The organism is Streptomyces sp. NPDC002004 (assembly GCF_053593975.1).
This window is the reverse complement of sequence record NZ_JBSFDP010000032.1, coordinates 42,543-62,526: the sequence shown is the minus strand read 5'-3', so window position 1 is coordinate 62,526 and position 19,984 is coordinate 42,543. Positions and strand designations below refer to the sequence as shown.

Sequence of the window (19,984 nt, the reverse complement as noted above, 5' to 3'; positions counted from 1 at the left end):
GGTGCCCGGACCAGGAGCGCTCCGCCCCGGATTCCGGTTGACGCCCGGCAGGGCGCACGGCTTTGCTTCTGCGGTGACCACGCTACGTTTCGAACAACCCAACGACGATGCCGCGCTCGAGGACTGGCGGCACGTCCACAACGCGATCATCCCCACCGCCACGCTCACCCTCGACGAAGTGCGGGAGCGGGTGCAGCGCAATCATCTGGAGGTCGCGTATCTCGACGACGTACTCGTCGGCTGTTCGACGGTGCGCCCGCCGACGGACGAGTCCTCGACGGCCACGGTGATCGCCCGGGTGCTGCCGGAGCACCGCAGGCGGGGGTTCGGGGAGGTCCTCCATACTCGTGGGCTCGAGCGGGCGCGGGCGCTCGGAGCCGAGGTGATCGAGACGGTCGTCCTGTCGTCCAACGCGGACGGGCTGCGGTTCGCGCAGGCGCACGGGTTCGTGGAGATCGAGCGGTACCTGCTGCCCGGTGACACCATCCCCTGGATCGATCTGCGTCTGGCCTGACCCTGGTCGCCGACGGGGCCGCGGCATCGGCGCACGGGCCCGCGAGTGGGGTCAGCCGGCGAAGCGGCGGACGTATCGCCGCTGCCACGGCGTCTCGACGGCGCGGGGATGGTAGTGCGCACGCACGAAGGCCACCGCCCGGACGGCCGGTACTCCGTCCAGGACCGCGAGGCACGCCAGGGCCGTGCCGGTACGGCCCCGGCCACCGCCGCACGCGACCTCGACGCGTTCGAGGCGGGCGCGGTCCCACGCCTCGGTGAGGATCTCCCGGGCCTGGGCAGGGCTGCTGGGCAGCCGGAAGTCCGGCCAGCGCACCCATCGGGCCTCCCACGGGACCTGCGGGGGCCGTCTGCCCAGGAGATGAACGGCGAAGTCCGGGACCTGTCCGGCCGGGAGCGGGTGCCTCAGGGCCCGGCCCCGGACCATCCGGCCGGAGGGGAGCCGCAGGACGCCGGCTCCGGAGGCACTCCAGGTTTCGGTCATCCGCTCACGGTAGTGGCCCCGTCGGCCGGTTGACGAGGAGTCACTCCCCGTGCGGCCCTCGGGCGACGGTGCGCCGTCCCGCTGCCCGAGGTTCCCCTCGCCGGGTGCGGCACCCCGTGCAGGGTCGACGGTGGACAGCTCCTCCTGGTCCGGACTAATTTCACTTTGGTCTGGACCAAAGTATTGACGTGCACCCGTCATGCATCGATATTGAGGGCCCTCCCCCCTCTCCTGGAGGCCCCCTCATGAAGCGTCTTCGCACCCTCCTGTGCGGTGTCGCCGGTGCCACCCTGGCCGCCGCCGGGCTGACCGCGCTCGCCGGTACCCCGGCGGCGGGCGCCCCCGCGGCCGCGGACGCACTCGGCAACCGCTGGTACGCAGCGGCCCCCTATCTGATGCCGCTGGACAACAACCCGCCGAACGCCGGCGCCATCATGGATGCCACCGGCCTCAAGGCGTTCCAGCTCGCCTTCGTCCTCGCCCCCAACGGCGGCGGCTGCAGCCCCACCTGGGACGGCACGGCGCCGGTGTCCTCCGACACGGCGGTGGCCGGGGTCGTCGACGGCATCCGCGCCAAGGGCGGGGACGTCTCGGTCTCCGTCGGCGGCTACGGAGGCACCAAACTCGGCCAGACCTGCGCCGACGCGGCCTCGACCGCCGCCGCGTACCAACAGGTCGTCGACAAGTACCGGCTCAGGGCCATCGACTTCGACCTGGAGGAGCCCGAGTACGAGAACGCCACCGCGATCGCGCACGAGATCGGCGCGGCGAAGATCCTTCAGCAGAACAACCCCGGCCTGTACGTCTCCGTGACCACGGCGGGGACGGCCGACGGCACGGGCTGGTTCGGCAAGCAGATGCTGAACGAGGCCAAGTCGCAGGGCTTCACGCCCAACAACTTCTCCATCATGCCCTTCGACGGAGGGTTCAACGGCGCTGCCGCGCAGACCGCCGCGCTGACCAACTTCAACAGCATCCTGCAGTCGACCTTCGGCTGGAACCAGGCGACCGCATACGCCCACGAGGGCTTCTCCGGCATGAACGGGCGCAGCGACACCGGCGAATACTTCCGCCAGGCCGACTTCCAGACCGTTCTCGACTACGCCACCGGCCACGGTATGGACCGCTTCACGTTCTGGTCGCTCAACCGCGACCGGCAGTGCAGCCCGCCCGACAACAACGGCGCCACCTCCGGCACATGCAGCAGCGTGCCGCAGAACGCCTGGGACTTCGCGAAGTACTCGGTGATGTTCGCTGGCGCCACACCGCCCACCACACCGCCGACCACGCCGCCGCCCACCGACCCGGGCACCTGCACCGCACCGGCCTGGAGCAGCACCTCCATCTACACCGGCGGGAACGAGGTCTCCCACAACGGCCACACCTGGAAGGCCAAGTGGTGGACGCAGAACGAGGAGCCGGGCACCACGGGCGAATGGGGTGTCTGGCAGGACGAAGGGGCCTGCTGAAGCCCCCTCACGAGCAGCGGGGCCGGCGAGGAGGACGCCCTGTGCGCCCTCGCCGGCCCCGCTCCCATGGACCTACCCCTCCGAAGACGGCGTCGCCTGCTGGGACAGCCATTCCGCGACCGCCTCGGAGATCGGCTGGCCGGTCTCCAGTTCGATGAAGCCGAACTGTCCGCCCTGATTGCCCTCCAGGAACCACCACACGCCGTCCTCGGCCTCGGCGAAGTCGAAGGCCGCGTAGGCGAGTCGGGCCAGGCTCATGTACGCATGGACCGACCGCACGATACGGTCCGGCACCTCCACGGGGTGCCAGGTGTGGCCGGTCTCGCCGTAACGCCCGTCGACCTGCTGGGGGGCCGACTTCTTGCGAGCGGCGAACAGCCGTGTACCGACACAGGTCAGCCGGATGTCCGCCGCCTTCGGGATGTACTGCTGGAGCATCGCAGGTCCGGCGGCGACACCGGAGAAGTCCGCACCGGGTCCGATGAGTGTGGTCGGCAGCGACATCGGAGGGTCGGTGGGCGGCGGACCGGACGCGGACTTCACGACCACGTCCCGGTACTCCTCCGCGAACTGCTGGGCCATCCGCGGGGCGGTCGTCACGATGGTGGGCGGCACGGCGAAGCCGCTGTGGTGGGCGAGCCGCAGCTGCCAGGGCTTGTGGCGGGCCTGCTCCGCATGGCGCGGATGGTTCATCCACCGCGCCGTGGCCGAGTACAGCATGCCGAAAAGGGCCTGCCCGGTCTCGGCCGTGAGCCATGCCGAGGGTTCCTCCGCATGGGCGGCGGGCGGACCCGGCCGACGTACCCAGACCGATCGCAGGCCCTTCGTGCTCAGCACGTATCCGTCGACCGACAGATGGCCCGTGAAGTCGCCGTGGGCGTAGGAGGCCGACAGCACCGCCTTGCCCGGCAGGTCGGCCGGATCCAGACGCACCAGCGGCACGCCCTGGTCGTGCAGCTTGGCCACCACCATGTCGGCGGTGACGTCCTGTTCGCACGTGAGGATGAGAACCGTCATACGTCTGCCGGTCCGTCAGTCGTCGAAGTGCGTCTGGGAACCGGCCGTTGAGGTGGTCGTGCCGACCGCCCTGAGCAAGGCGCGGTCGCTGACGGCGAGACGTCCGTCGGGCAGGACGTTGAGTTGCAGCGACGCGTCGAAGCGGTAGGGGGGTGTCCCCGCGGCCTGATTCTCCTGCGGCATGGCGTAGTTGAGAGTGAACGGTCGCACAAGGCCTCCCCGTATTGTCACGAACGTCTAGACACAGACCTGTACGTCATGATCCTGTAAAGAATTCACTACCTTCCGCCACATCGACGTGAAGGTCGTCACATCAACCATTCACCTCTCCGGAGCGTCCGGGGCGGAACCGCACGACGGCCGCCTGCCGCCGAAAGCCCGCTCAGTCGGATGGACGTCGGATCCGGGCCAGACGTTCCACCGTGGATGCGTACCGGTGTGCCGCCGCACGCTGCAGGCCACGGGCCAGCGGGCCGGCCGCCCTGGCGTACCAGGCGGCGGGACGGCTCACGGCCCAGACGGTGAACCAGACCGAATCGTCGGGCAGTTGCTCGACCAGAAAGGCCTCCTCTCCGCACTCGGGATGGCCGGAAAGCGTCCCGTAGGCGAAGCCGGTCCGGTGCTCGTCCCGGCGTGCCCACACCACTCGGCACGGGGCACGCACGGGACCGATGCGCAGAGTGACTCGCACGCCGGGGGCCGCGGAGGGGGCGTCGGCCTGCACCGCGAAGGGGAAGGCGCGGTGCATCCGCCATGTCATCAGGGCCTCGGCAGCCGCTGCGTAGACAGCACGGCCGGTACCCAGTCTTCTGCTGACGCGGAGGGAGCGGAAACCCGGCACCCGAGCCGGCGGCGCACCGGCGGGGCCGTCCGTCTCCGCCGTGACCCCGACCGCCTCATAGGTGAAGCCGTCCATCGGCAGGGTCCTCCTCACCCACGCGTGTCAGCGCACCGGCTGTCCTACACCGAGCATGTTTCCCTCACTGTCCAGGAACCAGGCGCCGCGCTCCCCCTTCGCGCCCTTGCTCGGATAGTTCCCCTCGATGTCGGCGATCCCTCCCAGCGTGCGGAACCCGGGCGCGTCCACGTCCTCGAAGACGACGCCGCGCCCCCTGAGCTCGCTCACGGCGGCCTCGATGTCGTCGACCTCGAACGCCATCTGGGTGAATGTGCCGGGCGAGGCCCCCGTCGACGCGAACAGTACGAAGTCCACCCCGCCGCAGCGGTACAGCAGTCCTCCGGGCCGCTCGTCCACGGGTTCCAGCCCCAGCTTCTCGGCGTAGAAGCGCCGGGCCCGCGCGAGGTCCCGGGCCGGGAGCCTGGTGGCCGCGCGTGCGTGGGCGAGGATGCTCATGCCGTTCTCCCTGCGGGTGGGGGTCGCCGGCCCGCGCACGGAGCGCGGCGCCATCGTCCGGTGGGTCCATACGAGAGTTCCCACGAGTGCGCCCCCGGCACGCCCCGTGTCGCCCATATCGCCGCGGCCGGCGTCGCGCACGGACAACGGACACCACTGTCCGGATTTCGCCATTGACGGTCAGTCAATTCGTCGTTGAACATTTTTTCAGCTCGCACGGATGTGCGCGTCCGAGGCTGCTTCCGGCAGTTCGTACGTTCCGTCCGACCCCCCCCCACAACGGAAACCCGGAGCCCCCCACATGAACTCCTCTCCCTCCCGTCGGCTGCCCGGGCGCCCCGCCCTGGCGGCGGTGTGCGCCATGGCCGGACTCGTCACGGCCGCCTCGTCCGTGGCGGCGGCACCGTACCCCCCGGCGCCCCGCACGGTCACCGCGGCCACCCCCACCGCGGCCGCACCCGACATACCGGTGGCCAACGTCAAGGCGCACCTGTCCCGACTCCAGTCGATCGCCACCGCCAACGGCGGAAACCGCGCACACGGCCGCCCCGGCTACAAGGCGTCGCTCGACTACGTCAAGTCCCAGCTGGACGCGGCGGGCTTCACCACCACGGTGCAGCGCTTCACCTCCCGAGGCACCACCGGCTACAACCTCATCGCCGACTGGCCGGGAGGCGACAGCGGGCACGTCCTGATGACCGGTGCACACCTCGACTCGGTCACCGGCGGGCCCGGCATCAACGACGACGGCTCCGGCTCCGCCGCCATCCTGGAGACCGCGCTCGCCGTGTCCCGCGCACACCTCCAGCCCACCAAACACCTGAGGTTCGCCTGGTGGGGCGCGGAGGAACTCGGGATGGTCGGCTCCCGGTACTACGTCGGGCACCTCCCGGCGTCCGATCGCGCCGCCATCGGCGGCTATCTCAACTTCGACATGGTCGGCTCGCCGAACCCGGGCTATTTCGTGTACGACGACGACCCGGCGCTGGAGAAGGTCTTCAAGGACTACTTCGCGACGGCCGGAGTGGCGACGGAGCCCGAGACCGAGGGGGACGGCCGCTCCGACCACGCGTCCTTCAAGAACGCCGGGATACCGGTCGGCGGTCTGTTCAGCGGCGCCGACTACATCAAGACCGACGCTCAGGCGCAGAAGTGGGGCGGCACGGCGGGCGTGGCCTTCGACCGCTGCTACCACTCCGCCTGCGACACCTCGGCGAACCTGGACGACACCGCGCTCGATCGCAATAGCGACGCGATCGCGTACGCCGTCTGGACACTCTCGGCCGGTCCGGCGAGCCGCTTCGGGAGCACTCCAGTCCGGTTCCACTGAACAGAACTGCGATCTCCTCCGTATGAACCTCCGTCCACCCCAGTCCCCAACGGGGGTTCAGGAGGTTACGAGTTGAGTCACCGGCGTATTCCCAAGCGCAAGGCCGTCCTCGCAGGATCGGGTGCGGTCGCCGTCGCGGCGGCGGCCGTTCTGCTGCCCCACGCCAACGCGTCGCAGACCGGGCCGGACCAGACGGCCACCCTTCCCCACGCGGCGACCGAAAAGGCCGGCTCCGCGTCCGCCGCACGTATCGTGTCCCAGCTCAGCACCCGGCTGGGCGCGAATTACGCCGGTGCCTACTTCGACGCGAAGAAGAAACAGCTCGTCGTCAACGTCGCGGGCGGTGGCGACCGGAGCGCAGCGGAGGTGAAGCAGGCCGGGGCGGTTCCCCGGCAGGTGTCCAACAGCATGGCCGAGTTGAAGGCCGCCGCCCATACGCTCCGGCAGCGGGCCGCGGTGCCCGGTACCGCGTGGGCCATCGACCCCCGCACCAACCGGATACGCGTCACCACCGACCGCACCGTCACGGGCGCGAAGTGGAACCGGGTGGAGTCCACCGTGCGCTCGCTGGGCGCCCGCGCGGGCGACATCCACAAGTCCGCAGGCCAGTTCAAGCCCTTCGTCTCCGGCGGCGACGCCATCTTCGGGGGCAACGCACGCTGCTCCCTCGGCTTCAACGTCACCACATCGGACGGCAAGCCCGCCTTCCTCACGGCCGGCCACTGCGGCGTCGCGGCGAAGCAGTGGACCGACGCCAACGGCGCGCCCCTGGGCACCGTCCAGAAGGCGACCTTCCCCGGGGACGGCGACTTCGCCCTCGTGACGTACGACGACCAGAACACCCAGGCACCCAGCGAGGTGGCAACGGGCAACGGGCAGACCGTCCAGATCAAGCAGGCCGCCGACGCGGCGGTCGGCCAGCAGGTGTTCCGGATGGGCAGTACGACGGGCCTTCATGACGGCTCGGTAACGGGTCTGGACGCGACCGTGACCTATCCCGAGGGCACCGTCACGGGCCTCATCCAGACCGATGTGTGCGCGGAGCCGGGTGACAGCGGCGGTTCGCTCTTCACGCAGGACGGCAATGCGGTCGGACTCACCTCCGGGGGCAGCGGCGACTGCAAGTCCGGCGGCGAGACGTTCTTCCAGCCGGTGACCACGGCCCTGACCGCCACCGGCGCCACGATCGGCAACGGCGGCGGCGACGCCAACGGAGGCGGCGCGGACCAGAACGGCGGCGACCAGAGCGGGGCCAACGGAGGCGGCGCGGACCAGAACGGCGGCGACCAGAGCGGGGCCAACGGAGGCGGCGCGGACCAGAACGGCGGCGGCGCCGACCAGAACGGCGGCGACCAGAGCGGCGCCAACGGAGGTGGCGCCGACCAGAGCGCCGCCCCCGGGGACGGGGCGGACCAGAACGGCGCTGCCGGAAGCGGCGCGGACCAGAGTGGTGCCGCCGGGAGCGGCGCCGACCCGAACGGCTCCAGCGGTACCGGAGCAGACCAGTCCGGCTCGGACGGAATCAGCGCGAACGGGAACTGAGCACGACGGCCGGACCCCCGGCCGGCCGCTCCACCTGCACGCCGGCACAGCCGCCTGGACCGCGGCTGTGCCGGCGTACGCATGCGGGCGGCCGGTCGCCGGACGGCTCCGTGCCGACCCGGGGCGCCCCGGCTCCGGCGGCGCGGTGAGCGCCTCGTCCCCCGTGTCTACTGGCCCCAGCGGCTGTTGTTGGCCGCCGCCGGACAGGGGGTGCTCACCGGGCCGGCGGAGGCATTACCGGCCGGACCCTCGTACGCAGGTGTCCGTGTAGTCATGGCGCTGGTTCCCCGTCGATGTCGCAACTGACCATTAACGCTTCTTGATCAGCATTAAGGCGTGCGACACCGTACTGGGGAGAGGCACGCGCGTGCAACGTGAAGAGGTCGCACCGCCGACGCACCCCTCCCGGAGGGTGGGTGTCGCCCCGTCAGGGGGTGACCGCCGCCTCGTCGCGGACCGTCGGGCCGCCCGCTCCGTCGCATTCCACGACCAGCACGGCCGCGTCGTCCTGGAGCCGGCCGTCGCAGTGGCGCAGCAGGTCGGCGTACAGGGCATCCATCATGGCGTCCATCGGCCGGTCGCCCCATCGTGACAGACGCTCGGGCAGCGGATAGAAGCGGCCGTCGCGGTCCCGGCACTCGGTCACACCGTCGGTGCACAGCACCAGCCGGTCACCCGCGGTGAAGTCGACCACGTCGGGGGTGAAGTCACCGTCGGCCAGCTCGCCCAGCCCCAGGGGCAGGCCCGCGGCGGCGGGTTCCAGCACCCGGATGCGGCCGTCGCGGATCATGAGGGCGGCGGGGTGGCCGCAGTGCACGATGCGTGCGATCCCCTCGGGCAGGATCTCGACGATCAGCGCGGTGGCGAAGCACTCCGGATAGTCGCTGTGGGCGGATCGCGCATGGCGGCGGGCGCTGTCCTCCAGGCGCGAGGCGACGGCACAGATGCTCGCCTCGGTGTGCGCGGCCTCACGGAAGGAGCTGAGCAGCGCCGCCGAGGCCTCCACGGCGGCCAGGCCCTTGCCGCGCACATCGCCGATGAGCAGACGGACCCCGTACGCCGTGTCCAGGCACTCGTACACGTCGCCGCCGATGCGCGCGTCCTGTTGTGCGGCGACGTAGAGGCTGGCGAGTCGGACCAGCCCCAGGCGTTCGGGCATCGGGCGCAGGAGGACACGCTGGGCCGTCTCGGCCACCAGACGGACCCGCACCAGTTCGCGCTGCTGGCGCAGCCGGGCGTGACAGGTGACCAGGCTGGCCAGGGACACCGCCACGACGGCGGCGACGGTCACATTGAACTCGAGGTCGCCCCACACGTGTTGCACCTCTGCCGAGATGTTCGCCAGGGCCAGGGCCAGGGCCCCGGCGAGGGCCGTGCCGGTGAGCGAACAGGTGGCGGCGGCCAGCGCGGGAGCCGCACACATGACGGGTCCCAGCCACCAGCGCACCGGTGAGGCGAGGTTGGCCGCGGTGACGACGGCCAGGGTCAGTCCTGCGGGCAGGAACCGGTGGCACGCGGCGAGTGCGGCGGCCATGGTTCCGCTTCGTTCGGTGGGTGTCTTCATGGGTATCGCGTGGTCGTGTCGCACGTACCGTCGTGCGATCGGCGCGGCCGCCCGACGCGGCGTCGCCCGCGGGGACGTACGGGTCGATCGGCTCGTTGCGGGGCCGCCGGCCGGGGCTCGACGGGTCCGCCTCCGGGGCGTGGCCGCGAAGCTCCGACCGGGGCCGGGCGATGGAATCGGTGGACGGGCAAGGACGAACCCCCGGCCCGGTGCTGCTCGGTCACTGGCATGTCGGGGTCCTCTCCCTCGACTGCGGGGCTGCCGGGCCCGGCGGATCCGGCTGCAGCGCAACCGTCTCCGGATGCCGTGGGCCGGACCTGGCGTCCGCCCGCGGCCCCGGCTGCCCGCCGCCGCCTCCGCGGCGGCGTCGGCATCGACTCTCCCCCACGCGGCGGATCCCTCGTTTCCTCCGATCGGGCGATGGGCCGGTGGACACGAGAGAACGAAAAGGGACGACTCACTCCCGAGTCGATGTGACCCGAGTCACACGCAAAGCGTGAATAACAGACATATCACCGGAAATGGTGGGTCGGGTGACGAGCAAACGGACAGCTCCCACCGGAGGTGACAGAAACGTGCGGCTGAGCACGAAGCCGGAGACGCCTGTAGGCGTCCCCACCAGGAGCCGAGCAACCGCAACCCGGCTGATACAGGCACTGGACGAGCCCGGAACCCTGCGATGGCTGATCGCGGTCAGAGCGACTTTCGCCGCCGCGCTGGCCTGGGAGATGTGCCGCACCTTCCTCGGCCAGCCGCAGCCCTATCCGGCGGCACTCGCCGCCCTGCTGGTCACGCACCCCACGGTCGCCCGGTCCTGCACCGCGGCCCTGCAGTACCTGTCGGGCTGTGCGATCGGCGCCCTGATCGCCCTGCCCGTCGCGCTCCTCACGGGGCCGACCGTGTGGGGGCTGAGCGTCGTACTGCTGCTCTCGCTGCTGGCCGCGGGGTCCGGGCGGCTCGGGCCGCACGGCATCCACGTACCGATCACTGCTCTGTTCGTCCTGATGCTGGGGCGCGGTCAGCTCGTGGCGGGTACCGCGCCGCATCTGGCGGAGATCGCGGTGGGCGTCGCCGTCGGTGCGGCCTTCCATGCGCTCTTCCTGCCGCCGCTGCGACTGCGGCCCGCGGAGGCCGCCCTGGACCGGCTGCGGCAGGAGGTGGCCGGCGTGCTGCGGGGGTCGGCCAAGGCCCTCGCGGAGGCCCGGGACCCCGACGACGTGCTGGGCGGCAGGTGGCGCCAGTCCTTGACCTCGTCGGTCCGCGAGGCCCGGCAGGCTCTGGACCAGGCCCACGAGAGCCTGCGCTGGAATCTGCGGGCCCGGACGCGCAGCGTGTGGCATCTGGACCAGGACGTCCTGGACACCCTGGAGCGCCTGGCCGACGACGCCGGAGCCATCGTGCGAACCCTGGACCGGCCACCCGTCCCGGCGTCGGCACCGGCGGGCCGCCTGGCACTGGACCGCCCCTTCCGTGCCCGGTACGCCCGCCTGCTGAACAGCACGGCCCTGTGCGTCCACGGCTGCCGCGGCGGCCGGCCGCACCCCGTGCTGCCGGCGACCCGGCGCGCCTGGGACCAGTTGGTCCGCACATCGGCACGGCCGCCCCACAGCGTGGACACCCGTGCCACCGAGGGCCGGCTGCTGGTGATCCTCGACCGTGCGCTCGACGACCTCGGCGACGGGCGGCCGCAGGCGACATGGCCCCCACGCGAGACGGAACGCCCGGTCCTACCCTGAAGGAGGGCAGGACCCATGCATTCCGCGCCGGCGGGCGAGTCCGCGGCACCGGGGCGGTCCGGCCGCAACGAGCGTCGCCCTCCGCTGGACGGTCATGATCCCGCACGAGAAGCCACTGATGGTCCCGCGCATCTCCGCCGGATCGCCGGCGGCGGAGCGTGTGTTCACCGTGTACGGAATCCAGGTCCAGCGCCTGCGCAACTGGCTGCGGCTCGCTCTGTGCGGGCTCCTGGTCACCGTCGTCCTCGTCGATGTGTCCCCGGCTCAGCGGACGACGCTCCTGATGGTCGTATGGCCCTACGCGTTCGTGTCGGTGCTCGGGCTCGTCTGGTGGTACCTGCGCCCGCCGGTCGGAGTGTTCGCCCTGGTCACCGTCGCATGGGGCCTGTTCGACATCATCACGGTGCTGATCATGCTCCAGGAGTCGGACGGCGCCTACATGCTGCTGCTCATCCTGTTCTTCCTGCCGCTGTTCTGCGCCTTCAACATGCGGCCGGTGACCACCGCGATCACCGTCGCCGCCAACATGGCCGCCTTCTCCCTCGCCGTGCTGTCCGACCCGGTGGTGACCACCACGCTGAACCCGGCGCGCATCGTCGTGCTGCTCGTGGCACACGCCTTCACCTGCGCGACCGTGCTCGCCCTCACCTTCGTGCAGCGCAACCGCGCCCTGCGCATCGGGTGGCTGATCAACGACCGGTCCGAACTGCTCGCGGAGACGATGGGCGCGGAGGACCGGCAGCGCCGCCGTCTGGCCGAGACGCTGCACGACGGCGCGCTGCAGTCCGTCTACGCGGCGCGCCAGGACCTGGACGAGTACACGGAGTCGGGACGCGAGGAGGCTCTGGCGAGCGCGGACCGCACGCTCACCCAGGTCGTCCGGGAACTGCGCCAGACCACCTACGAGCTGCACCCGGCCGTGCTGGAGGCGGCGGGCCTGGCCGCGGCCGTCGAGTCCCTGGCGCGTGCCGCGGAGTCGCGTTCGCGCCTCAAGGTGACCTGCCGGGTGACCCCGGTCTCGACGGACTACGACACGCTGCTCTTCGGGGTGGCGCGGGAACTGGTCACCAACGCGCTCAAGCACGCCGACGCCGACCGCCTGATGGTGGAGCTGGCTCCTCTCGACGGCGCGGTGTCGCTGACCGTCACCGACGACGGCAAGGGGTTCGACCCCCGGCTGATCCAGGACCGGCTCGCGCAGGGACACATCGGGCTGGCGTCGCAGCGGGTGCGCATCGAGGCCGCACACGGCTCGCTCACGCTGCTGCCGGTGGAGCGCGGAACCTCGATCAGGGTGGTGGTCCCGGTCTCGGCACAGTGACGCCGGGCCGCCCGGCGACGCGGGGGTGCGGGGAGGGGCGGGGTGCGGGCGCGGGGGCGGGGCGCCGACCGGGCTGGCCGACCGGACGACGCACCGGTCCACCGATCGGCGGACATCACAAACGGCCTTCTTGTCACCGGTCGGCCGACGAACGGGCCGGCGCCCTCGGGCGAACCTGTCAGCAGAACGCCAGCAGAACCCCTGCACACCCGGCGAGAAGGAGGGATGGCTCATGGCCACAGGAGTGGGTCCCGAGTCGGCGTCGGCACCGGAACCGGAGTCCTGGGACGACATCGTCCTCGACGAGGATTTCATCGCACGCGCCGACGTGACCGAGCCGTCGGGGCGGGCGCGGATGCTCGCGGCCCGCTGGCGCGACCGTCCCCCCGAGGCGCAGCCGTGGCGTGCTTGCGAGCCACCCCCCGGAGGGTTCCGGGGCCGCTCGCGCCGTCGCCGCCCATGAGCGGTCGCCCTTCCATCGCATCGGCACCCGGCGCTCCGGCGCCGGGTGCCGATGCGTCGGGGCCCGGGCGCCCCCCGCCCCGCGGAGCAGGGGTCCACCGCGCAGAAGGCCGCCGGCGGTCCGGGAGTCTCCGGCCCGGACACCGGGCCCACCGATCGGGGGACACCGAGGTCGTCCGGCCGGACGACCGAATGACGTATCCAGGCCGGGACTACCGCGCCCTAGCGTGGCGATACCGGCCGGAAAACGGCGAAACGCACAGCGAGGGAGACCGGCATGACACGCACGCGCGACCAGTGGACCGCTACGGCGACCGGGGACTCCGCCTACGAGATCGTGGTGACGTCCGACATCTTCGACCCGGACAATCCCGAACTCGGGATGCTCCCCGAGGGTCACGAGCCCGGCGGCACCCGGCTCGTCGTGATGGACGAGCAGGCCGCGGAGCTGTTCGGCGACCGGATCCGGCGGTACTTCGCGGGCAACGACATCGCCACGGAGTACTTGACGCTGCGCGGCGGAGACGAGCACCGGCCCGTCGACGCGCTCGTGCAGGTCGCCGGCCGGCTGTCCGCAGCAGGCGACGCCGGTCCGGTCGCCCCACCCACAGCGATCGGCGGAGGGGCCCTCCAGGATGCCGTGGGCATGGCTGCGGGCCTGTACCGACGGGGAATTGCGTACGTGCGGGTACCCACGACCCTGATCGGCCAGCTCGACGGATCGCTCCCCGTGCAGAGCGACATGACCACGAGGGGCTGCCGCACCCGCCCGGGCGCCGTCGCCCCGCCGCCGCGGACCCTGATCGACCGCAGTCTGCTCGCCCCCCTGTCCGAACGGCAGATCCGCGGCGGCCTCGGCGAGGCCCTGAGGATGGCGCTGGTCAAGGACGCCCGCCTGTTCGCGCTGCTCGAGGAGTACGGTCCGGATCTGGTCGCCGACCGGCTCCAGGACTCAGGAACACAGCCGGGCGACCCGCAGCCCGGTCTGGAGGTCGTCCACCGCGCCGTCGCGGGCGTGGCGGAGGAACTGCGGCGGAACCTGTCGGACACCGGCCGCCGGGGCATCGCGGACTACGGACACACGTTCTCGCCGATCGTCGAGATGTGCGCGCTGCCGGAGCTCCACCACGGCGAGGCCGTCGCCATGGACTGCGTCTTCAGCGCGGTCCTGGCCGCGAACCGCGGGATCCTCGCGCCTCGGCAGCTGACCCGCATCGTCGGGACGGCGCGACGGATCGGGCTGGCCCCCTCGCACCCGGTGTACACGGACGCGGCCACGATGAGGCAGGCACTCGCCGACACCGTGCGGCCCCGGGACGACCGGCGGTCCCTGATGCTGCTGGCCGACATCGGCAGGACCGCCCTCGTGGACGATGTCACCGAGGCTGAGATCGGGCGTGCCACGCGCTGCATGGCAGATCTGCTGCACGAGCCGCAGCCCCACTCCCGAGGCGGCCCGCGGTGCGAATCGGCGTCCGGCGACCCGGACGAGCCGACGTACGCGCGGCCCGCCGGGCCCGACGCACGCGCCGCGTGCACGCGCCTGGCGGCCTGACGCGGACGGGACCGCCGGACCCCGTGCACCTGAACTCCGGCACCGCGCTTCCGGGCATCCGGCACACACGGGCACGCGCCGCCCAGAGGGGCATCCGCCACGGGTCATTCGAGAAGGCCGCGCCGCATGGCCTCGGCGACGGCCGCGGCCCGGTCGGAGACCTGGAGCTTCTCGTAGAGCCGCTGCGCATGGGTCTTCACGGTGCTGGCACCGAGCATGAGTTGGGCGGCCGTCTCCGGCACGCTCAGGCCCTGGGCGAAGGCCTCGAGGACCTGGCGCTCCCGCTCGGAGAGCACGGGCTGGTCGTGCTCCGCCCGGAGACGGATCTCCCCCGCGAGCGCACCGGTGAGTTCGGGCGGGATGACCGTCAGGCCCTTGGCCACCTTGGTGACCGCGTCGACGATCTCCCCCCGGCGCGCGTCCTTGGGCAGATACCCGGCCGCGCCCTCCTGCACCGCGCGGAAGACCACGGCACTGTCGCTGATGGCCGACAGGATGATCACGCGCGTGGGCAGTTTGTCCCGCACCACGGCATGGACGAGCGCGATCCCGTCGAGTTCGGGCATCCGGTAGTCGACGACGGCCACCTCGGGCTTCTCCGAGCGGATCAGTTCCAGGGCCTCCCGGCCGTCGGACGCCTCGCCCGCGACCTCGATCCGGCCGCTGAGCGCCAGACCCCGGGCAATCCCCTCGCGGTAGATCGGATGGTCGTCGGCGACGACGACACGAATGCGTGTACCCATGCCGGACATCTTGATCACTGCTCCCGCGCAGGCGTGGGGCTCCTATGCCCAGCATCCAGCAGACCCGCAAAGCCCGCGCGGGGTGCGTCGTCCACCGGGCCTCCTCGCTTTCCCCCACCTCGTCGGCACGGGCCGGCCGTCGGCACCGACGGATGCGCGGCCGGGCTGCGATTGCGGGGAGATGGGCAGCACTCCAGGGTGGAACCGGACATACCGGAACTCCGGCGTGTTCCGGCACGCGAAAAGACGAAGGAGCCGTCATGCCTCGCGGTTCGAGCCCCAAGCGGGAACGCCAGTACGAACACATCAAGGAGAGCGCGGAGGAGCGTGGAGAGAGCACGAAACGGGCGAAGGAGATCGCCTCGCGCACGGTGAACAAGGAGCGGGCCCGCTCGGGAGAGGCCAAGACCGCGAGCAGGACGTCGATCCAGGACATGTCGTCGTCGAAGCGGGGCGGCCAGCGCTCCCACACCGGTGCCCAAGGGCCCACCTACGACCAGCTCTACGCGGAGGCACAGCGCCGCAACATCCACGGCCGTTCCTCGATGAACAAGGACGAGCTGAAGCGGTCCCTGGGCCGCTGACGACGGATCTCGGACCCCCGGCCCGCGACGCGGGCCGGGGGTCCGCTCGCGGTCCGGCACACCGGCAGGCACGAACCCAACCTTTGCGGTCCCCCGGGTGTCCCACTGGATGCAGATCTGGTGAACCGGAACACGCAAGGGGCACGCATGCGCAGACACATCCTGCCGATCGCCACGGTGGTGGCCGCGGTCACGGGCGCCCTCACGGGCACGTACGCCGTCGCGGCACCACCACCCCACAGGGCCGCCACGGCAGGCCCCGCGGCCACGGGCAAGCCCGCCGACGTGGACGGCGACGGGTACGACGACCTGGCCGTCGGTGCGCCCGGCGCGGCGGTCAAGAACCATGCACAGGCGGGGTACGTGGCGCTGACGTTCGGCTCGTCATCGGGCGTCCGGGTGAACCGGCATCAGGGTCTCACCCAGTCGCACCCCGGGGTGCCGGGCACGCCGGAGGCGGGGGACAGGTTCGGTTCGGCGGTCGCGGTGGGCGACATGGACGGCGACGGTCACGCGGACCTGATCGTCGGCGCGAGCGGCGAGGCGATCGGCGACGTCAAGGGCGCGGGCTCGGTGACCGTCGTCTTCGGCTCCTCGACGGGGCTCTCCGACAGGGCCATCGCCTTCCACGCCCCCACCGTCACGGCGCGGCAGGGATTCGGCGGGCGGCTCGCAGTGGGCGACTTCAACCACGACGGAACGCAGGACCTCGCCACCGTCGAGGGCACGAAGGTCGACGTGGTCCTCGGGGCCAGGAACCTCCGGAACACGCCGACCCCGAAGATCACCCGCATCACACCGCCGGGCGGCGGCGCGGGCACCGGAGCCATCCGCAGCGGCGACGTCAACGGTGACGGCTACGCGGACCTGGTCACCGTGGCGTACAACGACGACCCCGCCGACGAGGGCACCCTCGGCGTGCTGCCCGGCTCGAAGAGCGGTCTCGGTACCAGGGCGCTGGGCAGGAACGTCGGCCTGCCCTTCGCCGGCTACACGCCTGTGGTGGGCGACGTGAACGGCGACGGCAAGGACGACGTCGTCATCGACACCGGATTCGAGGACGGTCCCGACGACTACAAGCTCCGCACGTTCCCGGGCGGCGCGGGCGGCCTGGACGTGGCGGGCGCGGTGGTCTGGTCGGGCACGGTGCAGCAGGGCACCGCGACGCGCCTGTCCGACGTTGACGGCGACGGCTACGACGACCTGCTGATCGGCGACCCGGGCGCCGAGGACAGCGACGGCTTCCGCAACGCCGGTGCACTGACCGTCCTGCGCGGCAGCCGGAGCTGGCTCACGGCCTCGGGGAGCCGCACGATATCCCTGGACACCAAGGGCGTGGCCGGGGTCGCCGAAACGGGCGACATGTTCGGCGCGGCCGTCGCACCCGCCGACTACAACGGCGACGGCGTCGCCGACCTCGCCGTGGGTGTGCGGGGCAAGTGGCTCGGTACGGGTGCCGTCAGCCTGCTCTACGGGAGCCCGGACGGTCCGACCGGCAGCGGTTCGATCCTCTTCGGCCCGGACTCGCTCGGCTACGCGACGGTCAAGGCGGCCTTCGGCACCGCGGTTTCGCTCCCACCCACCTCCTGAGGGCGTGTCCGGGGCGGCGCGCCGCGGCTCTGCCGTCGTGGCGGGCGCCGCCCCGGGTTCCGGTGTCGGAGGACGGCCGTCTAGGGTGCAGATCATGATCTCTCAGCCCTACCTCTCCGAACTGTTCTCGCTGGACGGCACCAACGCCCTGGTGACGGGCGGGAGTTCCGGCATCGGGCGGGGCGTCGCGGGTGCCCTGGCCCGGGCGGGGGCGCGCGTGGTGGTCGTCGCGCGCAGAGAGACGGAACTGAGGGCGACGGTCGGCGAGCTGACCGCCGCCGGCTGCCGCGCCGCGTGGGTGAGCGGTGATCTGGGCACCCGTGACGGTGTCCGTGCGGCGGCCGATGAGGCGGCCGGGGTGTTCGGGGAACCCGACATCCTCGTGAACTGCGCCGGGGTCAATCTGCGGCCCCCGATGAGCGAGCTCGGGGAGGACGTGTGGGACACCACGATGGCGGTGAACCTGGACGCGCCCTTCCTGCTCGGCCAGCGCTTCGGCCCCGGAATGGCCGAGCGGGGCTTCGGGCGGATCATCCACATCACATCGCAGCAGGCGCACCGTGCCTTCGTGCGGAGCGGCGCCTACGGTGTGTCCAAGGGGGCGCTCGAGTCGCTGGCCCGCTCGCAGGCCGAGGCCTGGTCCCCCTACGGCGTCACCTGCAACACGCTCGTGCCGGGCTTCGTGCCGACACCCCTCAACGCCCACCTGTCGTCGGACCCGGAAAGGGTGTCGGCCCTCGCCGCGCGCACCATGGTCGGCCGCAACGGCCTGGCCGAGGACTTCGCCGGCGCGGCCGTGTTCCTGGCGAGCCGGGCGTCCGCGTACGTCACCGGGCAGGCGCTCCACGTCGACGGCGGGTTCTCCGTGCACTGACCCCTAGGTCCTGTCGCCCTGCCATGGGGCTAGTTTGGGATCATGTCCGAGTCCCCTGTGATCCTGCTGCTGTCGGGAAGTCTGCGTGCCGGCTCGTCCAACGAGGCCGTGCTGCGTACGGTGCGGGCGGTGGTGGTGCCCCCGCTCGCGCGTACGGTGTCGTTCGAGGGTCTGGCGGCGCTTCCGCATTTCAATCCGGACGACGACGGCGACCCGCTCCCCGCGCCGGTGGCCGAGCTGCGCGAGGCGATCGCCGCTTCGGCCGGCCTGCTGGTCTGCACCCCGGAGTACGCCGGAACGCTGCCGGGCTCCTTCAAGAACCTCCTCGACTGGACCGTCGGCGGTACCGAGATCTGCGACAAGCCGGTGGCCTGGGTGAATGCGGCGGCGCCCGGACGGGGCGGAGGCGCGGAGGCCACGTTGCGGACCGTGCTCACGTACACCGGCGCCGACATCGTGGACTCCGCGTGCCTGAAGGTTCCGGTCGGCCGGGACATGCTGGGTGACGACGGCACGATCGGTGACCCGGCGGTCCGGGAGCAGCTCCGGTCGGTGGTGACGGCTCTGCTCGGCCGGGCCGCGAGCGGGCGGGCCGACGGCGCGGACGCCGGTGCCGCACCCGGGCGGCCCTGACGGGCGAACACCACGGCGGTGTGCCGCCGCCCACGGCCGCCTCGTCCGCGGCACGCAGTACCTGCCCTCCTGGCGGCTCCCCCGGGTCGGCCCGAGACTGGTGGGGAACGGAACACGTCGGCGGACGGGGTGGCACATGACGGGCGGCACCGCGAGGACGATGTGGGCGTGGGAGGTGACCGAGCCCGGCCCGGTGGAGGGTGCGCCCCTGCGTTTCGTCCGCAAGCCCGTCCCGGTGCCCGGTCCCGACGAGTTGCTGGTGCACGTACGCACCTGCGGGGTGTGCCGCACCGACCTGCACGTCAGTGAGGGAGATCTGCCGGTGCACCGACCGCACGTCACCCCCGGTCACGAGGTGGTCGGGCGGGTGGCGGCGGTGGGCGACGCGGTCGACGGCCACGCCGTCGGGGACCGGGTCGGGGTCGCCTGGCTGCGCCGCACCGACGGGTCGTGCCGGTACTGCCGCCGCGGGAAGGAGAACCTGTGCCCCCGTTCGGAGTACACCGGATGGGACGCCGACGGAGGCTACGCCGAGTACACGACGGTCCCGGCCGCCTTCGCCTATCCGCTGCCCGGCGGCGTCGACGACACAGCCTTCGCTCCGCTGCTGTGCGCGGGCATCATCGGTCATCGTGCGCTGCGCCGGGCGTCGCTGCCGCCCGGAGGGCGGCTCGGGCTGTACGGGTTCGGGGGCAGCGCCCATCTGTGCGCCCAGGTGGCGCTCGCGCAAGGTGCCGTGGTGCACGTACTGACACGGGGCGAGGCGGCGCAGCGCCTTGCGCTCGGCCTCGGCGCGGCGTCGGCACGCGGGGCGTACGAGATGCCGCCGGAACCGCTCGACAGCGCCATCCTGTTCGCGCCGGCCGGCGACCTCGTCCCGGTCGCGCTCCGGGCCCTGGACCGCGGAGGTGTGCTGTCGATCGCGGGCATCCATCTGACGGACACACCGCCTCTGGACTACCGACGTGAGCTGTTCTACGAGAAGGAGGTGCGCAGCGTGACGTCCAACACCCGTGACGACGGCAGGGAGTTCCTGGCACTGGCGCAGCGGTACGGCGTGCGTGCCACCACCCACACCTACCCGCTGTCGCGGGGGCTGCAGGCGCTGCAGGACCTGAAGGCGGGCCGGTTCGACGGGGCCGCCGTGCTGGTCAACGACATTTCCGCGCCTGCGGACTGACGGACCGGTACGCCGAAGGATGTACCGGCGTCC

Annotated in this window: 20 protein-coding genes; 13 read left to right on the top strand and 7 right to left on the bottom strand. The window is 72.0% G+C overall.

Annotated features, from left to right (window positions below; genetic code table 11):
• Positions 1-73: 73 nt before the first annotated feature.
• Entirely contained in the window at positions 74-514 is a 441-nt protein-coding gene (locus tag ACWCP6_RS30655) for a GNAT family N-acetyltransferase (RefSeq protein WP_450935845.1), read from the top strand.
• A gap of 51 nt (positions 515-565) precedes the next feature.
• On the opposite strand, the gene ACWCP6_RS30650 is transcribed toward ACWCP6_RS30655, so the two are convergent.
• Complete coding sequence (locus ACWCP6_RS30650) at positions 566-997, bottom strand: protein-tyrosine phosphatase family protein (RefSeq protein WP_450935844.1); 432 nt, start codon at positions 995-997, stop codon at positions 566-568.
• 245 nt (positions 998-1,242) lie between these two features.
• Here ACWCP6_RS30650 and ACWCP6_RS30645 point away from each other — a divergent pair, with 245 nt between their 5' ends.
• Positions 1,243-2,466, top strand: a complete 1,224-nt coding sequence (locus ACWCP6_RS30645; protein WP_450935843.1) for a carbohydrate-binding protein — start codon at positions 1,243-1,245, stop codon at positions 2,464-2,466.
• Positions 2,467-2,538: 72 nt separating this feature from the next.
• Here ACWCP6_RS30645 and tgmB read toward each other — a convergent pair whose 3' ends face one another.
• The 4 genes from tgmB to ACWCP6_RS30625 all read right to left on the bottom strand — a co-directional run bounded on the left by tgmB (position 2,539) and on the right by ACWCP6_RS30625 (position 4,837).
• Positions 2,539-3,483, bottom strand: coding sequence for an ATP-grasp ribosomal peptide maturase (tgmB, locus tag ACWCP6_RS30640; RefSeq protein ID WP_450935842.1), 945 nt, complete (start codon positions 3,481-3,483; stop codon positions 2,539-2,541).
• Between the two features lie 15 nt (positions 3,484-3,498).
• Positions 3,499-3,693, bottom strand: coding sequence for a putative ATP-grasp-modified RiPP (tgmA, locus tag ACWCP6_RS30635; RefSeq protein ID WP_450935841.1), 195 nt, complete (start codon positions 3,691-3,693; stop codon positions 3,499-3,501).
• A 172-nt stretch (positions 3,694-3,865) separates the two neighbouring features.
• Complete coding sequence (locus ACWCP6_RS30630) at positions 3,866-4,399, bottom strand: DUF1990 family protein (RefSeq protein ID WP_450935840.1); 534 nt, start codon at positions 4,397-4,399, stop codon at positions 3,866-3,868.
• 27 nt (positions 4,400-4,426) lie between these two features.
• Complete coding sequence (locus ACWCP6_RS30625; protein ID WP_450935839.1) at positions 4,427-4,837, bottom strand: VOC family protein; 411 nt, start codon at positions 4,835-4,837, stop codon at positions 4,427-4,429.
• 301 nt (positions 4,838-5,138) lie between these two features.
• On the opposite strand from ACWCP6_RS30625, the gene ACWCP6_RS30620 reads away from it, so the two are divergent.
• A complete protein-coding gene (locus ACWCP6_RS30620; RefSeq protein ID WP_450935838.1) occupies positions 5,139-6,167 on the top strand; it encodes a M28 family metallopeptidase in 1,029 nt (342 codons plus the stop codon).
• Between the two features lie 72 nt (positions 6,168-6,239).
• Entirely contained in the window at positions 6,240-7,709 is a 1,470-nt protein-coding gene (locus ACWCP6_RS30615) for a S1 family peptidase (RefSeq protein WP_450935837.1), read from the top strand.
• A gap of 427 nt (positions 7,710-8,136) precedes the next feature.
• Here the strand turns inward: ACWCP6_RS30615 and ACWCP6_RS30610 are convergent, their stop codons facing one another.
• Entirely contained in the window at positions 8,137-9,273 is a 1,137-nt protein-coding gene (locus ACWCP6_RS30610; protein WP_450935836.1) for a PP2C family protein-serine/threonine phosphatase, read from the bottom strand.
• A 575-nt stretch (positions 9,274-9,848) separates the two neighbouring features.
• Here ACWCP6_RS30610 and ACWCP6_RS30605 point away from each other — a divergent pair.
• The 4 genes from ACWCP6_RS30605 (at position 9,849) to ACWCP6_RS30590 (ending at position 14,347) form a co-directional block, all read left to right on the top strand.
• Entirely contained in the window at positions 9,849-11,009 is a 1,161-nt protein-coding gene (locus ACWCP6_RS30605) for an FUSC family protein (RefSeq protein WP_450935835.1), read from the top strand.
• 94 nt (positions 11,010-11,103) lie between these two features.
• On the top strand, positions 11,104-12,330 hold the full coding sequence (locus ACWCP6_RS30600) for a sensor histidine kinase (protein WP_450935834.1): 1,227 nt from the start codon (positions 11,104-11,106) through the stop codon (positions 12,328-12,330).
• A gap of 232 nt (positions 12,331-12,562) precedes the next feature.
• Positions 12,563-12,793 carry an SGM_3592 family protein gene (locus ACWCP6_RS30595; RefSeq protein ID WP_450935833.1) on the top strand — a complete coding sequence of 77 codons (231 nt, stop codon included), beginning with the start codon at positions 12,563-12,565 and terminating at the stop codon, positions 12,791-12,793.
• Between the two features lie 276 nt (positions 12,794-13,069).
• A complete protein-coding gene (locus ACWCP6_RS30590) occupies positions 13,070-14,347 on the top strand; it encodes a 3-dehydroquinate synthase family protein (RefSeq protein ID WP_450935832.1) in 1,278 nt (425 codons plus the stop codon).
• A gap of 104 nt (positions 14,348-14,451) precedes the next feature.
• Here ACWCP6_RS30590 and ACWCP6_RS30585 read toward each other — a convergent pair whose 3' ends face one another.
• Positions 14,452-15,090 (bottom strand): response regulator transcription factor, encoded by a 639-nt coding sequence (locus ACWCP6_RS30585; protein WP_450935831.1) that lies wholly within the window; start codon positions 15,088-15,090, stop codon positions 14,452-14,454.
• Between the two features lie 260 nt (positions 15,091-15,350).
• On the opposite strand from ACWCP6_RS30585, the gene ACWCP6_RS30580 reads away from it, so the two are divergent.
• From ACWCP6_RS30580 to ACWCP6_RS30560, 5 genes are all read left to right on the top strand, one after another.
• Positions 15,351-15,674 (top strand): plasmid stabilization protein, encoded by a 324-nt coding sequence (locus tag ACWCP6_RS30580; RefSeq protein ID WP_450935830.1) that lies wholly within the window; start codon positions 15,351-15,353, stop codon positions 15,672-15,674.
• Positions 15,675-15,821: 147 nt separating this feature from the next.
• Positions 15,822-17,264, top strand: a complete 1,443-nt coding sequence (locus ACWCP6_RS30575) for an FG-GAP-like repeat-containing protein (protein WP_450935829.1) — start codon at positions 15,822-15,824, stop codon at positions 17,262-17,264.
• Between the two features lie 94 nt (positions 17,265-17,358).
• Entirely contained in the window at positions 17,359-18,138 is a 780-nt protein-coding gene (locus ACWCP6_RS30570) for an SDR family NAD(P)-dependent oxidoreductase (protein WP_450935828.1), read from the top strand.
• A gap of 42 nt (positions 18,139-18,180) precedes the next feature.
• Complete coding sequence (locus ACWCP6_RS30565) at positions 18,181-18,771, top strand: NADPH-dependent FMN reductase (protein ID WP_450935827.1); 591 nt, start codon at positions 18,181-18,183, stop codon at positions 18,769-18,771.
• 160 nt (positions 18,772-18,931) lie between these two features.
• Positions 18,932-19,951: a zinc-binding alcohol dehydrogenase family protein gene (locus ACWCP6_RS30560; RefSeq protein ID WP_450935855.1), complete on the top strand. Its 1,020-nt coding sequence runs from the start codon at positions 18,932-18,934 to the stop codon at positions 19,949-19,951.
• Positions 19,952-19,984 lie beyond the last annotated feature (33 nt).